The following is a 15,416-nucleotide window of genomic DNA, read 5'->3' on the forward strand; positions in this document are numbered from 1 at the left end:
ACCCCCTCTCAGGTGGAGGAGGTTCCAGTGAGGTTCATGGCGTCGGTTTCATCGCCTGTGCGTTTACGGTCGGTCAGCAGAGAGACCCCCACGTAGCACGCGGACGACACGGCACACCCGGTCAGCGGGCCGATCAGCCAGCCCACCTCCATGAACAGCATCATATAGCCGCTGGTGAAAAAGCCTACGATCATGGCCGTGAGCGCGCCCCAGCCGCTGCCCTGCCAGAAGGTGGAGATGAACACCGGGCCGATCATGCTGGCCATGAGCGTGCCGGAGCCCAGTATGCCCAGCCAGGAAAGCATGAAAGGCGGTGCGTAGAGCATCATCAGAAGACCCACGATCCCCAGGATCACCACCGCGACACGGTTGATGGTGAGTGCTTCGTGGTCACTGTGGTGCTCACCGAACAGCGCCAGGCGCAGGTCATGGGAGGTGGCCGAGGCCACGGTGTGCAGCAGGGAGTTGGCCGTGGACTTCATGGCGAACAGGATGAACAGGGTGATCAGCCCCTGGATGGCCGGGTGCATGAAGTGCTCCAGGTACATGGGCATGGCCCGGTCCGGATCCTCCAGTTCAGGGAACTGCATGCGCATGTAGAGCCCGACGATCGGGATCAGGCTGAGCAGTGCCCCGAGAATTGCGACATAGACGCCGACCTTGTGGAACTTGATGCCCGGTTTCATGGCCAGGAAGCGGATGGCCATGTACGGCAGCACCGCGGAGAACAGGAAGGCATAGGGCAGGACCAGGAAGACGGTTCCCACGTTGTCACCGTAGTGTGCACCAGTGGTAGGGTTGAGCAGTTCCGGGTCGATGTTGTTGAGCGAGCTCTGCCAGGCGGTCAGGTCCACACTGGTGAAGATCTGGATCATGATCAGCACAGCAGCCAGGGCCATGCCGCAGACCATGATGGTGTCTGTCCAGGCCACGGCCGCCAGGCCGCCAAGCATGGTGTAGATGATGATCACGGCAATCATCAGGGTGGCGCTGGTGCCCAGTTTGATATCGAGCCACTCGGCGCCCAGAAGGCCCACCGCCTTGATCTGGCTGGTCAGGAACACCAGCAGAAGCAGAATGGTGATGATGCCGGCAACGCCCTGGAGCACCCGCCCCATGGTGCCGCCACCGTGGCTCTGTGCCACGTATTCGGGAATGGTGTTGCTGCCCATCTCCAGGGCACGACTCTGCAGGAAACGCGCAAAGTACAGTACGGCAATCATCATCGCGGGGGCGAAAAAGAAGTTCCCCAGTACCTCGATGGCGCCGAACTTGTAGGTGACCCCGGGGGAGCCGATGAATCCCCATCCGCTGAAGCCGGTTGCTACAATGGTGCCCGCTGCCACAAAGGGCCCGAGTGAGCGCCCGGCCACCAGGAAGCCGCCTTCGGAGTCCTTGGTGATGTAGCGGGATGAGAGATAGCCGATACCGATGAGAGGAACGAAGGTGAGAGCCAGAAGCCCCCAGTTGAAATACGTGTACGGATCCATGGTCAACTCCGCGTTGAGGTGTTGGCCGGCTTCCTGTCCAGTTCACGTTTGACGAAGGTGGCGGCGGAATGCGCGAGCATCACGCCGGTGAGGATGGCGAATGTTGCAAGAACCCAAGAATTCATCTGTCACAACTCCTGTCGTTTCTGAAAGACATGCTTTTCTTTCGGGCGGCGGGAACTGCTGAAAAGTTTCTTGCTAAGTAGTTCCACGTATGCCGGATGCACACCTTACCAAGATGCGGCGCTAATAAAACCGGCTCCGGATTTGAACTCCTGATGGCGCCATAACATGACCAAATGGGCATAGACACCGATGACCAACATACCGATCGACTTTCTGCGGACTTTCGTGACCATCAAGGATCTGGGGGGATTCACCCATGCGGGGGAGCTGCTGGGCCGTTCCCAGCCGGCCATCAGCCTCCAGATCAAGAAGCTGGAGTCCACGCTGGGGACGAACATCTTCTCACGCGGCAGCAACCTGGAGCTGACCGAGGATGGGGAGTACCTCTATGAAGCGGCCCAGCAGATCCTGCAGATCAATGATCAGGTGGTGGCCCGCATCAAGGGGGAGAATGTCTCGGGCCGGGTTCGGCTGGGGATTCCCAATGACTTTGAGCTGGCCTTTCTGCCGCGTGCACTGCGGGAGCTGTCGAACATCTATCCCAACATCACGGTGGAGGTGGACAGCGACATCAGCAAGTCCATTCATCAGCGCTTCCAGCGCAACTATTACGACGTCTGCCTGGTGATGGAGCCCGAAGGCGAGGCGGCGCCTCTGGATGAACAGGATCAGCGTGTGGATCAGCTGGCGTGGGTGGTGAACGATTCCAGCGTGGCGGAGGCGGATATTGTGCCCCTGGTGACCTACCCGCAGGGCTGCATTTACCGGGCCATGATGGAGACAGCGCTTGAGGAGGCCGGGGTGCCGTATCGCATTGCGTACACCAGCCCCAGTCTTCTCGGGATCATGTCCGCGGTGGAGGAGGGGCTGGGTGTGACGGCCCTGGCGGCCTCAGTGGTACCGGCCAATGTGAAGGCCCATGAGCAGACCGAGGTCCTGCCGCCGCTGGGAGCGGTGAGTGTCAGCCTGTACTACCGCCAGAACGAGCTGAACGTGGCCACCCAGCAGGTACTGGATTTCCTGCGCAGCGGGCTGGCGGAACTGTCCCCCGTGCCCGCACTGGGTGGCCGCTGAGGGGATCACTGCACGATGTTGTGCTCGGGGCCGTAGGGGAAACGGGTAATGTTCTCCGCCCCGTGCTCGTTCACCACCAGGATGTCGTGCTCGCGATAACCGCCGGCGCCCGGCATGCCTTCCGGGATCGTGATCATCGGCTCCATGGAAACCACCATGTTCGGCTCCAGCACGGTTTCCACATCCTCGCGCAGCTCCAGGCCCGCCTCGCGGCCATAGTAGTGGCTGAGGGTGCCGAAGGAGTGGCCGTAGCCGAAGGAGCGGTACTTCAGCAGGTCGTGCTCCGCGTAGATTTTGTTGAGTTCGTGGGCGATGTCGCAGCAGCGCACGCCGGGGCGGATCAGTTCCTGGCCGCGTTCGTGCACCTGGCAGTTGATCTGCCACAGGCGCAGGTGCTCGTCGGAGGCGTGGTCGCAGAACAGGGTGCGCTCCAGTGCTGTGTAGTAGCCGGAGATCATGGGGAAGGTGTTCAGGCTCAGGATGTCGCCCTTCTGCACCCGCCGGCTGGTCACCGGGTTATGGGCGCCATCGGTGTTGATGCCGGACTGGAACCAGACCCAGGTATCCATCAGGTCCGTGTGCGGGTAGGTCCGGGCGATCTCGCGCACCATGGCCTGCTCGCCGGCCAGTGCCACCTCGTATTCGGGAATCCCTGCGGCGATGGCGTCGCGGACTGCTGATCCGCCCAGATCCGCGATGCGCGCGCCCTGTTTGATCAGCGCAATCTCCTCCTGGGATTTGAGCATCCGCATCTGCATGGTCGGTACGCCGATGTCCACGAGTTCGACCTTCCCGAGCGCATCCTGGAATTTGGTGTGGTTCTGCAGGGTGACATGGTCGTACTCGATGCCCACGCGCCGGCAGCCGCCGCACAGCTCCCGCACGGCCTTGAAGAAATTGTCCTTCTGCCAGTCGGTGTAGATGATGTTGTCGCCCAGCTGGTTGCGACGCCAGGGCTGGCCGCCGTCGATGTTGGCGGTGACCGTGGTGTAGCGCTCCTGGGTGACCACCAGCCCGTAGTCCCGCCCGAACCGGCAGTACACGAAGTCACTGAAGTAGTTGATGTTGTGGTAGGAAGTCAGGACAACGGCGTCCACGTCATTCTCGGCCATGTGCTTTCGCAGCTTGCCGAGGCGCCGCTGTAGTTCGTCGATGGAAAAGGTGGGCGTTACTTTGTCGCCGTTGGGGATCTCAATCAGTGATGGCAGGTCCATGGGAACACTCCGTAATGAAAACGCAGGGAAAAGGTGAGTGGGTTGGGTACCTTTCCGGATGGGGCGTACTATCTGTTGGAGGGGGGCCGGACGGCAAATGAGTAGTTCAAATGCCATCATTGGAATGGGAAATGTCGGCCGTCTGCGGATGGAGCGTTTGTCTGTTGCGAAATATCAACTAAACATTAGGGTGTTTATCATGATCCCCTACGAGCAGAATCCCGAGTAGCCAACCGATGACCGTGCAGCAGCCACTTCTCAAGAGCCAGCAGAAGATTCAGGAAATGATCGCGGAGCACGAGCCCCTGGAGGAAGTGCTGACCGAGATCACAGCCTTTGCCGAGGAGATGCTGCCGGGGGCCCTGGTGTCACTCATGTGTTACGACGAGCAGCGGGGTACGCTCAGTCTGGTCCCCAATGATCGGTTCTCCGTCCGTTTTACCGAAGCCCTGCGGGATCTGCCAGTGGCTGCGGGTGTGGGGGCCTGCGGCAGTGCTGCCTACCACCGTTCCATGATGGTAACCACGGATATCCAGACGGATGACCGCTGGGAGGGATACCGGTCGATCGCACTGGACGAGGGGCTGCGGGCCTGCTGGTCCGTTCCCGTCCTGTCCGCGGAAGGTGAGACACTTCTGGGAACCTTCGGCACCTATTATCGGGAGCCCGCCAGTCCTTCGGATGCGGATCGTTTCAATCTCCAGCAGGCGGCGGCTCTGGCGGCGCTGGCCATTATCCGGGATCGCGACTGGTACCGTTACCAGGATCTGACAGCCCGTTATCAATCCCTGTATGAGCACCATCCCGATGGCGTCTATGAGTTCGATCTGGACGGCTATCTGAGGCGGGGTAACGCGGCATTTGCGCGCATCACCGGCTACTCACAGGCGGAGTACGCGGGGCACCATTTCAATGAGTTCGTGGCGGAGCCGTTCCAGAAGAAGACCCGTGAGGCATTTGCGCAGGCCCGTTCCGGAGGCCATGTTACCTATGAGACGCGCGGCGTGTTGTCCACGGGGGAACCCTACGACCTTGAAGTAACCAATTTCCCGATCCAGGTGGATGGGGAGATTGTCGGGGTCTTCGGCGTATGCCGGGATATTTCGATGCGCAAGGAGCATGAGCGGCTGATTGCGTTCCACAACAGCTACGATGCCGTAACCGGGCTTGTTAACCGGGTGGTTTTTGAGGAACAACTGCTGCACACCCTGCATGAGCGCCGCCGCGAAGGGCGGGCTGTTGCAGTGATGTATCTGGATCTGGATGGCTTCAAACCCATCAACGAAGGGTTCGGACACCGTGTTGGGAACACGCTGCTGCAGCGGGTGGCGGAGCGTCTCCAGCAGCTTCTGGGACAGGACTGCGTACTCTCACGGCTTGTGGCTGACGAGTTCGTCGTGCTGCTCCCAGAGGTTGAGGAGCCGGCGATGGTTGAACGCAGGGCAGAGGCGATACTCTCAGCACTTGAGGACCCCTTTGAGGTGGAGGGGCACGCGATTCATCTCAGCGCCAGCGCCGGCCTGGCAATGGATGATGGCGAATCCGAGGCGCCCATTCTGATCCAGCATGCGGACATTGCCATGGAGGCGGCGAAAAGTCGGGGGATGAATACCTGGCACTGGTATGAGCAGGAGCGCCGCCCCGCCACACAGGACGAGATTATTCTGCGCCATGACCTGCGTCTGGCAATGGAGCGCAATGAGCTGGAGCTGCATTATCAGCCAGTGATTGATGCGGTGAGCGGTTCCTGGCGTGGAGTGGAGGCGCTGGTGCGCTGGCACCATCCTCAGCGGGGAATGATATCGCCGGGGGTGTTCATTCCCCTTGCTGAGCAGACGGGCCAGATCATCGAGGTGGGGCGCTGGGTGCTCAGGCGAGCGTGCGAGGATGGTATGCAGCGCTGGCGGGAAGGCTGCCAGGTGGTTCCGGCGGCGGTGAACATTTCCACTCTGCAGTTCCGGCGCCGTAACTTTGTGGAAGAGGTCCGGGCCATTCTGGCGGAAACCGGTCTGCCGGGCCATCTGCTGGAACTGGAGGTGACTGAGGGGGTGCTTATGGAAAACGCCCAGGAAACCATTGAGCTGATGAAGCAGCTCAGGGAGCTGGGCGTGACGGTCTCCATTGATGACTTCGGCACCGGCTATTCTAGCCTGCGCTACCTCCGGGATCTGCCTGCCAGCAAGGTCAAACTCGACATTTCCTTCATCCGGGATATTCTCACCAACCCCGACAACATGGCGATCGTCCAGGGCATCATTACCATGGCTCACCATATGCAGCTGAAGGTGGTGGCCGAAGGGGTTGAGACCGAGGCGCAGCGCGACGACCTGGTCGCCCGCGGCTGCGATCTTCTTCAGGGATTCCTGTTCTCCAGGGCCCTGCCTGTTGCCGAACTGGACTCTCTTCCGGCCCGGTTTCCAGACCGCGACTGAACCATGTGCATTCGTGATTCTGTCGTTATACTACATTACGTAGTATCCACACTTTGATCGGCTCGTGACTCGCGTACATTGACTGTGACTGATCAGTCCGAGGTCCTGGAGTGAAGTATGGGGCAGCCCCCAGTTTCTGGAGATCGGGTTTCCGCACTCGAAACCATCATTGATGTTGCTGAACTTGGAACCTGGATCTGGAACGTGCAGACCGGAGAGACCGAGTTCAACGACTATTGGGCCAGAATGCTGGGTTACACCCTGGCGGAGCTTGAGCCCACCTCCATCGATACATGGCTTTACTTTCTCATTGAAGAGGATCGCCCGGTCTCGGAACAGGCACTGAAGGCGCACTTTGATGGTGAGGCCTCCGTCTATGACTGCGAAGTGCGTGTACGCCACCGGGATGGCCGCCTGATCTGGATCCGGGATTTCGGCCGTGTGGTCAGCTGGACCCCGGAGGGGCAGCCCGAATGGGTCAGTGGTGCCCATCTGGACATCACCTCGCACAAGGACCTTGAGCAGAGCTTACGCGAAGAGTCGGAGGCTAACCGCGAGCTGATCCAGACCCTCGAGAGGGCGCAGGAAATCGGCAATCTCGGCTATTGGAAGGCGAACCTGGATGCGGGGGACCTGTACTGGTCGGAAAAGGTTTTCGAGATTTTCGGGGTTTCCAGTGATACGTTCACGCCCTCGGTAAATGCCTTCCGCACCTTTGTCCATGCGGAGGATCTGGCGCTTGTTGATGCCATGGAGGTGCAGGCGAGGCAGACTGGCCTTTTCGATGTTGAACATCGCGTTGTTCGCCCGGACGGCTCGGTGAGGTGGGTTTATGAGCGCGGGGATTACACGCCTGTCGGTGGTGGTCATGTCTTCATCGGCACGGTCAGGGACATCACCGAGCAGAAGGAGCAGGAGGCTCGTCTCCGTGAACTGTCTTTCACAGATCCACTGACGCAGATTCCCAACCGGCGGGTTTTCATGGAGCGGCTGAACGAGAGCTATGAGCTGTTCAGCCGCCGTGAGATCCCGGCCTCGGTTGTCATGATTGATATTGACCATTTCAAGGCTGTTAACGACACCTATGGTCACGGTGCGGGGGATGAGGTGATCGGGAACGTGGCACGCACTCTGGCTGACCGTGTGCGGGAGAGCGACGTACCCTGCCGTCTTGGTGGCGAGGAGTTTGGGGTTCTGCTGCCGGGAACGGGGATCGAGGAGGCCATGGATCTCGCGGAGCGCCTGCGAGTGGAAATTGCGGGGTATGCCTGCACAACCTACCGGGGCGAGGTGTTCCAGGTGACCGTCAGCGCTGGTGTCAGTCGCTTCAATAGGGAAGATGAGCACCCTGAGCAGGCTCTTCAACGGGCCGATGCGGCGCTTTACCTGGCCAAGGCGACCGGCCGTAACCGAGTAATGAAGGGCGCATGAGCTGGATTGCATAGAGCAAAAACTCTAGACCTGATGGACAACTGGATAGGGTATGGTGTATCACGGGCTGCAACTGAAGAGCCTGAGTGGAGAACCATCACATGCGACGCTGGAACGGCTGGGGTGACGCCAGCTTCCATCTGCCCCTGCCGGCTGCGGGGCAGGATTTTCTGAAAGCCCGCCTGGGCGCTGCCTCCCCACTGCCTGAGGCGACCCTTGAACAGGTGTGCGCGCGCGTGCCGGCATCCCGTATCCCGGAAGAACATACAGGGGTCCATACGGATCCAGAGACCAGGGTGCGGCATGCCCGGGGGCAGAGCCTGGCGGACTGGCTGGCCATGCGCAGCGGCGATTTCGGGCTCTTTCCGGACGCAGTAGCGTTGCCCGAGCACAGTGAGGAGGTAGCGGAGCTTCTGCAATGGGCCCGGGAACGGGATCTTGTGGTGATTCCCTACGGTGGCGGTACCAGTGTGGCCGGGCATATCAACCCGGAGGATTCCGGCAGGCCCATTCTCACACTCTCGCTGGAGCGCATGAACCGTCTGATGGATCTGGACGCCGAGAGCCAGATCGCCACCTTTGGTGCCGGTACGCCGGGCCCGCTGGTGGAATCCCAGCTCCTGGCCCATGGCTACACCCTCGGCCATTTCCCCCAGTCCTTTGAACTGTCCACCATTGGCGGTTGGGTCGCCAGCCGCTCCAGTGGCCAGCAGTCCCTGCGCTACGGCCGCATTGAACAGCTTTTCGCGGGCGGCCGTATGGAGACCTTCCAGGGCGCCTGGGAGGTTCCAACCTTCCCCGCCTCCGCCGCCGGCCCGGACCCCCGTGAGATGGTGCTGGGCTCGGAAGGGCGCTTCGGTGCCATCACTGAAGTGAAGGTCCGTGTCACGCCGGTGGCGGAGCATGAGTCCTTTCATGTGCTTTTCTTCCCGGACTGGGAGCGCGCACGTCTGTGTGCCCGCCAGCTGGTGCAGAACCGCACGCCGCTTTCCATGCTGCGCCTGAGTAACGCCGTGGAGACGGAGACCCAGCTGGCCCTGGCGGGTCACCCGACAATGATCGGGATGCTGGAACGCTATCTGGGCTGGCGTGGCGCGGCTGAAGGGAAATGCATGATGACGGTCGGTCTGACGGGGACAAAGGCCCAGTGCCGAACCGGGCTGCGCGAACTGAAACGGATCAGCCGCGGCAATGACGGTCTCTACACCGGCACCTACCTGGGCAGGAAGTGGGAACAGAAGCGCTTCACCATGCCCTACCTGCGCGAGACGCTGTGGGAGCAGGGTTATGTCGTGGATACTCTGGAAACGGCCACGGACTGGGACAACGTGGATACCCTGATGGAGCGCATCGAGACCACGCTGCGCCACGGCCTTCAGTCCGAGGGCGAACCGGTGCATGTGTTCACCCATCTGTCCCACGTCTACGGCCAGGGCTGCAGCATCTACACCACTTATGTGTTCCGGTGCGCGGGCAGCTACGAGGTCACCCATGAGCGCTGGGCCCGGCTGAAGCAGGCTGCCTCGCAAACCATCGTCAACAATCGGGGAACCATCAGCCACCAGCACGGGGTCGGTAAGGATCATGCGCCCTACCTGCCCACTGAGAAAGGGCCGGTCACCATCGGCATGCTGCACGCCATGAGCCGCTACATGGACCCGGACCAGCGTCTGGCCCCGGGCGTATTGTTGCAGCATGAGCCGGAGGAGCGGGCATGACGGAAGCGAGCAGTATCCACGAGGAACGCCGTGACACAGCAGCCCTGCTCGGTGGGGAAGACCCCTGGGACATGGTGATCATTGGTGGTGGCATAACGGGCGCGGGCATCCTGCGCGAGGCCGCCCGGGAAGGCTACAGGGTCCTGCTGGTGGAGCAGCGGGACTTCGCCTGGGGAACTTCCAGCCGTTCCTCCAAGATGGTGCATGGGGGGTTGCGCTACCTGGCCAGCGGGGATTACCGCCTGACCCGGGATGCGGTGCATGAGCGCGAGCGTATGATGAACGAGGCGCCGGGGCTGGTGGATAACCTCTACTACATCATGCCGCACTTCAATCGCCAGTTCCCCGGGCCGGGTCTGTTCGGTCTGCTGCTCAGGGTTTACGACTTCCTGGCGCAGCGCCGGACCCGCCGCTTCTTTCCGGGCGAGTCCGTTCTGCGCTGGGTGCCGGGGCTGCGCCGTGAGGGCCTGCGCGGTGGTACCCGTTTTTCGGACGCGGTGACTGATGACGCCCGCCTGGTGCTGCGCATCCTGCAGGAGGCCACGAACGCCGGGGGCCGGGCGGTCAACTACGTGCGGGCTGAGGCCGTGACACCACCGTCTGACGGCGGTGAAGGGCGCGTGACCGTCCATGACGAGCTGGCTGACAGAGGTTATGACCTGCGCGCACGCCACATCGTCCACGCCACCGGTGCCTGGACGGATCGCCTGCGCAGCCAGCTCGGTGGCGACCAGCGCATCCGCCCCCTGCGTGGCAGTCACCTGGTTTTCCCGTTCTGGAAGCTGCCGGTCTCGGTGAGCCTGTCACTCATCCATCCCCGGGATCACCGCCCCATGTTCGTCTATCCCTGGGAAGGGGTGACCGTGGTCGGTACGACGGATCTGGATCATGACCAGAATCTCCAGAAAGAGGCGGTGCTCAGCCGGGCGGAAATGGCGTATCTGCTGGAAGCCGTGCACGACGCCTTCCCGGATGCACATCTGGGCGAGACGGATCTGATCAGCACCTGGTCCGGTGTGCGGCCGGTGGTGTCCGACAGCGGGGGCCGGAAGAAGAAACCCTCGAAAGAGAAACGGGAACACGTCATCTGGAACGACCAGGGGGTTATCAGTGTTGCCGGTGGCAAGCTGACCACATTTCGTTTGATCGCGCTGGAGGTGCTGGACCATGTGCGTACCGACAACGGCATTCGCCGTGACCTGGATGAGCAGGTCTTCTCGCCGGCTCCGGCAATGGCCCGGCCCAATGCCCTCACAGCCTGGCAGTGGCAGCGTCTGTGTGGCCATTACGGCAGTAGGGTGGAAGAGGTCCTGGAAGCCGGCCCGCTGATGCCCATTGGTCATACGGATACGCTGCTGGCGGAACTGGTGTGGAGCTGCCGGAATGAGCGGATCGGTCATCTGGATGACCTGTTGCTGCGCCGGACCCGGCTGGGGCTGTTGCTGCCGGAGGGCGGTGCGCCCTGGCTGGAGGTTCTGCGTGAGCACTGCCAGGCGCCGCTGGGATGGGATGATGCTCGCTGGCAGCAGGAATGCACACGCTATCGCGAGCTCTGGCGCGCCAGCTACCACCTGCCGCCGGAGTCCGGGGCATGAGTGTTGAGCCGCTCATCCTTGCCATCGACAACGGCACCCAGAGCACGCGGGCACTGCTGTTCAATGGCCGGGGCGAGCTGGTGGGCAAGGGGCAGGACGGGATCGAACCCTACCGCTCTCCGGAGCCGGGCTGGGCGGAGCAGGATCCGGACTACTACTGGCAGAGTATTGGCCGGGCCTGCGCCCAGCTCTGGGAAAACACGGCCGCGTCGCCGGAAGCCGTTGCGGGCGTGGCCCTGACAACCCAGCGCGGCACGGTGGTGAACCTGGATGCCAGTGGCATGCCCCTGCGCCCGGCGATTGTCTGGCTGGACCAGCGCCGTGCCCCCGGGCCTGTGCGGGTGCCGCCTTTCTGGCGTGTGGTGCTCAGGCTGCTGGGCCTTTCCGGGACCATCCAGAAGCTGGGGGAGCAGACACAGGCCAATTGGATCGCTTACAACCAGCCGGATGTCTGGGCCCGGACCAGCCGTTACCTGCTGCTCTCCGGTTATCTCAACTGGCGGCTGACCGGGCGCTTCGTGGATTCCACCGGTAGCCAGGTGGGCTACCTGCCGTTCGACTACAAGCGCCATGACTGGTGCCGACCGAATGACCTCAAATGGCAGCTGATGGCAGTGAAGCGCAGCATGCTGCCGGAACTGGTTCGGCCTGGGGAGCGCATGGGTGGCCTCACTCCGGAGGCTGCAAAGCATCTTGGGTTGCCCTCTGGCGTTCCCGTACTGGCTGCTGCCTCGGACAAGGCGTGTGAAATACTGGGATGTGGTGGCCTCTCACCGGAAACCGCCTGTATGAGCTATGGCACCACGGCCACCATCAATACCACCAACGACCGCTACGTGGAGCCCACCCGCTTCCTGCCACCTTACCCTTCAGCGGTGCCGGGGCGTTATTCCGGCGAGGTGATGATCTACCGGGGCTTCTGGATGGTGAGCTGGTTCAAACGCCAGTTCGGGCAGCGGGAACAGGCGATTGCCGAGGAACGGGGCATTGCCCCGGAAGCCCTCTTCGATGAACTGGTGCGTGAGGTGCCGCCCGGTTCCATGGGCCTGATGCTGCAACCGTACTGGTCACCGGGGGTGCGCCAGCCGGGGCCAGAGGCCAAGGGGGCGATCATCGGCTTCGGGGATGTGCATACCCGTGCCCATATCTACAGGGCCATCCTGGAGGGGCTGGCCTATGCGCTGCGTGAGGGCAAGGAGCGGCTTGAGCGACGCAACCGTGTGCCGGTGCAGTGCCTGCGTGTGGCGGGGGGAGGGTCCCAGAGCGATGAGGCCCTGCAGCTGACGGCGGATATCTTCGGTCTGCCCGCGGAGCGGCCACATACCTATGAAACGTCAGGGCTGGGGGCAGCGATCAACGCGGCCGTCGGGCTGGGCTGGTACGCGGATTACGATTCGGCAGTGGCAGCCATGACCCGGCTTGGGGAGCGCTTCGATCCGGACCCGGAGCGTCAGGCGCTCTACGATCGGTTGTACCGGGAGGTGTATCAGCGGATGTATTCGCGGCTGTCACCGCTGTATCACCGGATCCGAGCGATTACCGGGTATCCCGAATAAAAAAAGGCGGACCAAGGGTCCGCCTGAAGAAGAAGTCGTAAGGGAAGAATGAAAAGCCTGAAAAATTCATAATCCCTGGGATCCTGTTGCAGTGCCCGGTTGCCGGCGAAAGTACTGCTGTCTCTTCCGCCCCGGGGGATACTGCTCAAATCCACGTGTTCAGTATGCGTTGGAGGAGGACCGGCGTCTGTTGAATGACGGTGAGCGCGCGTAACGGAATGTGAACACGGTCACAGTACTAACCGGTCTCCGGCTTGCTCCTGGGGGCTGCTGCCTGGGCCCGTGTGAGCGTCCGTGACTGGCGGGCGTTGCTGAGCCCCTCCTCCACAGCGGCTTCCATTGCATCGGCCGTGGGCGTCACTTCCCTTTCACTGGCAATGCAGAGCGTTGCGTCGGCTTCCACGGAAATGAAGCCACGGCTGGTCTTGAGCGCCTTGTGGTTGATGCCGTCATGCAGGCGGCGGAAGGCGGCTGGTCGGCAGTGATCCGCGTCCGGAAAGTGTGCGATGACCGCGTAGCGATCATGCCCGATCCGGCACAGGGCATCCAGTGGCCGGATCAGCCCGGTCATGCGCCGGGCAAGTGTCTCCAGGAGTTCGTTCTGCACCGGGGCGGGCTGTTCCCGGCAGTGGCGTCCCCAGTGGCGGATGCCGATGAGGACATAGCCCACGGCACCGCCGCGCGACTCGGTGTAGTCGAGTGCCTGCTGCAGGCGCTGACGGGCGTAGCGGGCATTCCCCAGTCCTGTCTCCGGGTCGACCACGTTGTGGGCTTCAAGCTGCCGGTTTTCTTCCATCAGCAGTTGATTGGTATGGAGCAGGGTGTTGTGGCGTTCCGCCAGTCTGTCCGCCGCGAAGACCCGGGGCAGGAGCTGTTTGGTCATGTCGGATTTGTAGATGAAGTCGTCCACACCGCGGTCGAACGCCTTGCTCAGGGCTTCGACGCTTTCCTTGCCGGTCAGCAGGATGATGTAGGTGTAGTGGTTGGTCTGCTCATCCTGCTGGCGGACCCGGTCCGTCAGTTCGAGCCCGTCCATCTCCGGCATCAGCCAGTCCGCGATAAGAATGCTGATGGGGTCGCGGTCGAGGGTCTCGAGGGCATCCGCTGCGGTATTGACCACCTGGAGGTTGGTGTAACCGGCCTGCTTGAGGGTGCGGCTGACGACGGCGCTGCTGAAACGGGCATCGTCCACGACAAGGATGGGCAGTTCGGGGTTCATTCGAAGTCCGTTGTTGTTATCCGTTGTGGTCAGAAGTGATGCGTTTCCGGCCCATTATAGACGCCAAAGACCGGCGGGTACCGGCGACAATGCAAAACGTTTTTGAGGGATGGCGAGGGTGTGAGCTGCATCGCACGTAGGAGCGGCCATGGCCGCTCCTACGGGGTGGTGGGGCGATCCGGGTGGGCGAGCCAGAGCAGGGCAACGGCCAGCAGAATGGCGGGGATGCCCAGACCGGCCGTAATCAGGAAAAAGCCGATCCAGCCCACATTCTCGGCCACGACGCCGGTAAAGCCTCCCAGGAACTGGCCCGGCAGTGTCATCAGGGAGCTGAAAAGCGCGTACTGGGTGGCGGTATAGCGGGTGTTGGTGAGGCTGGAAAGGTAGGCGATGAAAACCGAGATGGACAGGCCGCCTGTGACGTTGTCCGCCACGATGGCGGCGACAAGCCCGATGGTTTCCGGCCCCAGGCCGGCCAGCCAGGCGAAGGTCAGGTTGGTTGCCGGGGCCATGAAGGCGGTTCCGATCAGCATGCGGGCAATGCCGAAGCGCGCGGTCATGAGCCCGCCCACGGCGGCGCCGACCAGGGTCATCGCCAGCCCGAAGGCGGCAGCGATATTGGCGATCTGTTCCTTGGTGAATCCCAGGTCCAGATAGAAGGGGTTGGCCATGACGCCCATGAATATGTCACTGATCCGGAAGGTGGCCACAAACAGCAGGATGACGATGGCCGCTCTGCCATAGCGCTGAAAGAAGTCCGTGAAGGGGCAGACCACCGCGCCGATGAACCAGGCGGTGATGCGTTGGCGCAGGCCGGTATGCTGGGTGTCCGCCAGGTACTGGATGACCCGCTCTTCCGATTCCGGCGCAACACGATCCACTTCGGCGACGGGCTCACGGCTGATCAGGGTAGTGACCATCCCCACAGCCATGAGTGCGGCCATCACGCCATAGGACAGCGACCAGCTGCCCACGGCGGCCACGTGCAGGGCGCCGGCGCCGGCGGCCAGGATCGCGACGCGGTAGCCGGTAACGTAGGTGGCGGCCATGGCGGCCTGGTGGGTATCCGGTGCGGCTTCCACGCGGTAGGCATCGATGGCGACATCCTGGGTCGCGGACCCGAAAGCTGCGACAACCGCCCAGACCGCGACCAGCCAGAGCTGTTCGCGCGGGTCAGTCAGGGCCATTCCCAGCAGGCTTACCGCAACCGCGATCTGCGCGGCCAGCATCCAGGCACGCCGGCGCCCGAGCAGTCGGCTCAGACCGGGCAGAGGCAGCCGGTCCACCAGCGGGGCCCAGAGCACCTTGATGGAATGGGCCATGCCGACCCAGCTGAGGAAGCCGATGGCGGCCAGCTCAATGCCCAGGTCCCGCAGCCAGGCAGTAAAGGTACCGCCTACCAGCAGCAGGGGCAGGCCGGCGGAGAACCCAAGGAACAGCATGCCGATGACGCGTGGGTTCAGATAGACCCGCCAGCCGGGGTACAGCGTCTCCTGTGGCGAGGACTCAGTCATGGATTACGCTTCTGTATGGTTGAAGTCCAGCTGCTTCGCCCCGATGG

General features: G+C 62.3%; 11 protein-coding genes. 6 read left to right on the top strand and 5 right to left on the bottom strand.

All coding sequences use genetic code 11. From position 1 onward, the window contains the following. Positions 1–8 precede the first annotated feature (8 nt). Together GLW01_RS02090 and GLW01_RS15720 are read right to left on the bottom strand one after the other, a co-directional pair. Positions 9–1,490, bottom strand: coding sequence for a sodium:solute symporter family protein (locus GLW01_RS02090; RefSeq protein ID WP_160897980.1), 1,482 nt, complete (start codon positions 1,488–1,490; stop codon positions 9–11). Between the two features lie 2 nt (positions 1,491–1,492). Then, positions 1,493–1,615: a hypothetical protein gene (locus GLW01_RS15720; protein WP_269844205.1), complete on the bottom strand. Its 123-nt coding sequence runs from the start codon at positions 1,613–1,615 to the stop codon at positions 1,493–1,495. Positions 1,616–1,805: 190 nt separating this feature from the next. On the opposite strand from GLW01_RS15720, the gene GLW01_RS02095 reads away from it, so the two are divergent. Continuing rightward, entirely contained in the window at positions 1,806–2,690 is an 885-nt protein-coding gene (locus GLW01_RS02095; RefSeq protein ID WP_160897981.1) for a LysR family transcriptional regulator, read from the top strand. Positions 2,691–2,695: 5 nt separating this feature from the next. Here GLW01_RS02095 and GLW01_RS02100 read toward each other — a convergent pair whose 3' ends face one another. Further along, the gene (locus GLW01_RS02100; protein ID WP_160897982.1) at positions 2,696–3,904 is read right to left on the bottom strand and encodes a M24 family metallopeptidase; all 1,209 of its coding nucleotides are present in this window, start codon (positions 3,902–3,904) and stop codon (positions 2,696–2,698) included. A 236-nt stretch (positions 3,905–4,140) separates the two neighbouring features. Here GLW01_RS02100 and GLW01_RS02105 point away from each other — a divergent pair, with 236 nt between their 5' ends. From GLW01_RS02105 to GLW01_RS02125, 5 genes are all read left to right on the top strand, one after another. Then, positions 4,141–6,336, top strand: coding sequence for a putative bifunctional diguanylate cyclase/phosphodiesterase (locus GLW01_RS02105; protein ID WP_160897983.1), 2,196 nt, complete (start codon positions 4,141–4,143; stop codon positions 6,334–6,336). 117 nt (positions 6,337–6,453) lie between these two features. Then, entirely contained in the window at positions 6,454–7,767 is a 1,314-nt protein-coding gene (locus GLW01_RS02110) for a sensor domain-containing diguanylate cyclase (protein ID WP_160897984.1), read from the top strand. A gap of 101 nt (positions 7,768–7,868) precedes the next feature. Then, positions 7,869–9,485: an FAD-binding oxidoreductase gene (locus GLW01_RS02115; RefSeq protein ID WP_160897985.1), complete on the top strand. Its 1,617-nt coding sequence runs from the start codon at positions 7,869–7,871 to the stop codon at positions 9,483–9,485. Continuing rightward, positions 9,482–11,080 (top strand): glycerol-3-phosphate dehydrogenase/oxidase, encoded by a 1,599-nt coding sequence (locus tag GLW01_RS02120; RefSeq protein ID WP_160897986.1) that lies wholly within the window; start codon positions 9,482–9,484, stop codon positions 11,078–11,080. Before GLW01_RS02115 ends, GLW01_RS02120 begins: the two co-directional genes overlap by 4 nt. Further along, entirely contained in the window at positions 11,077–12,636 is a 1,560-nt protein-coding gene (locus GLW01_RS02125; RefSeq protein WP_160897987.1) for an FGGY-family carbohydrate kinase, read from the top strand. Before GLW01_RS02120 ends, GLW01_RS02125 begins: the two co-directional genes overlap by 4 nt. A gap of 238 nt (positions 12,637–12,874) precedes the next feature. Here the strand turns inward: GLW01_RS02125 and GLW01_RS02130 are convergent, their stop codons facing one another. Further along, the gene (locus tag GLW01_RS02130) at positions 12,875–13,855 is read right to left on the bottom strand and encodes a GGDEF domain-containing response regulator (RefSeq protein ID WP_151438898.1); all 981 of its coding nucleotides are present in this window, start codon (positions 13,853–13,855) and stop codon (positions 12,875–12,877) included. Positions 13,856–14,013: 158 nt separating this feature from the next. Continuing rightward, complete coding sequence (locus GLW01_RS02135; RefSeq protein ID WP_160897988.1) at positions 14,014–15,369, bottom strand: AmpG family muropeptide MFS transporter; 1,356 nt, start codon at positions 15,367–15,369, stop codon at positions 14,014–14,016. Between the last annotated feature and the right edge of the window lie 47 nt (positions 15,370–15,416).

It is taken from the genome of Vreelandella halophila (genome assembly GCF_009856365.1).
GTDB lineage: Bacteria > Pseudomonadota > Gammaproteobacteria > Pseudomonadales > Oleiphilaceae > Halospina > Halospina utahensis_B.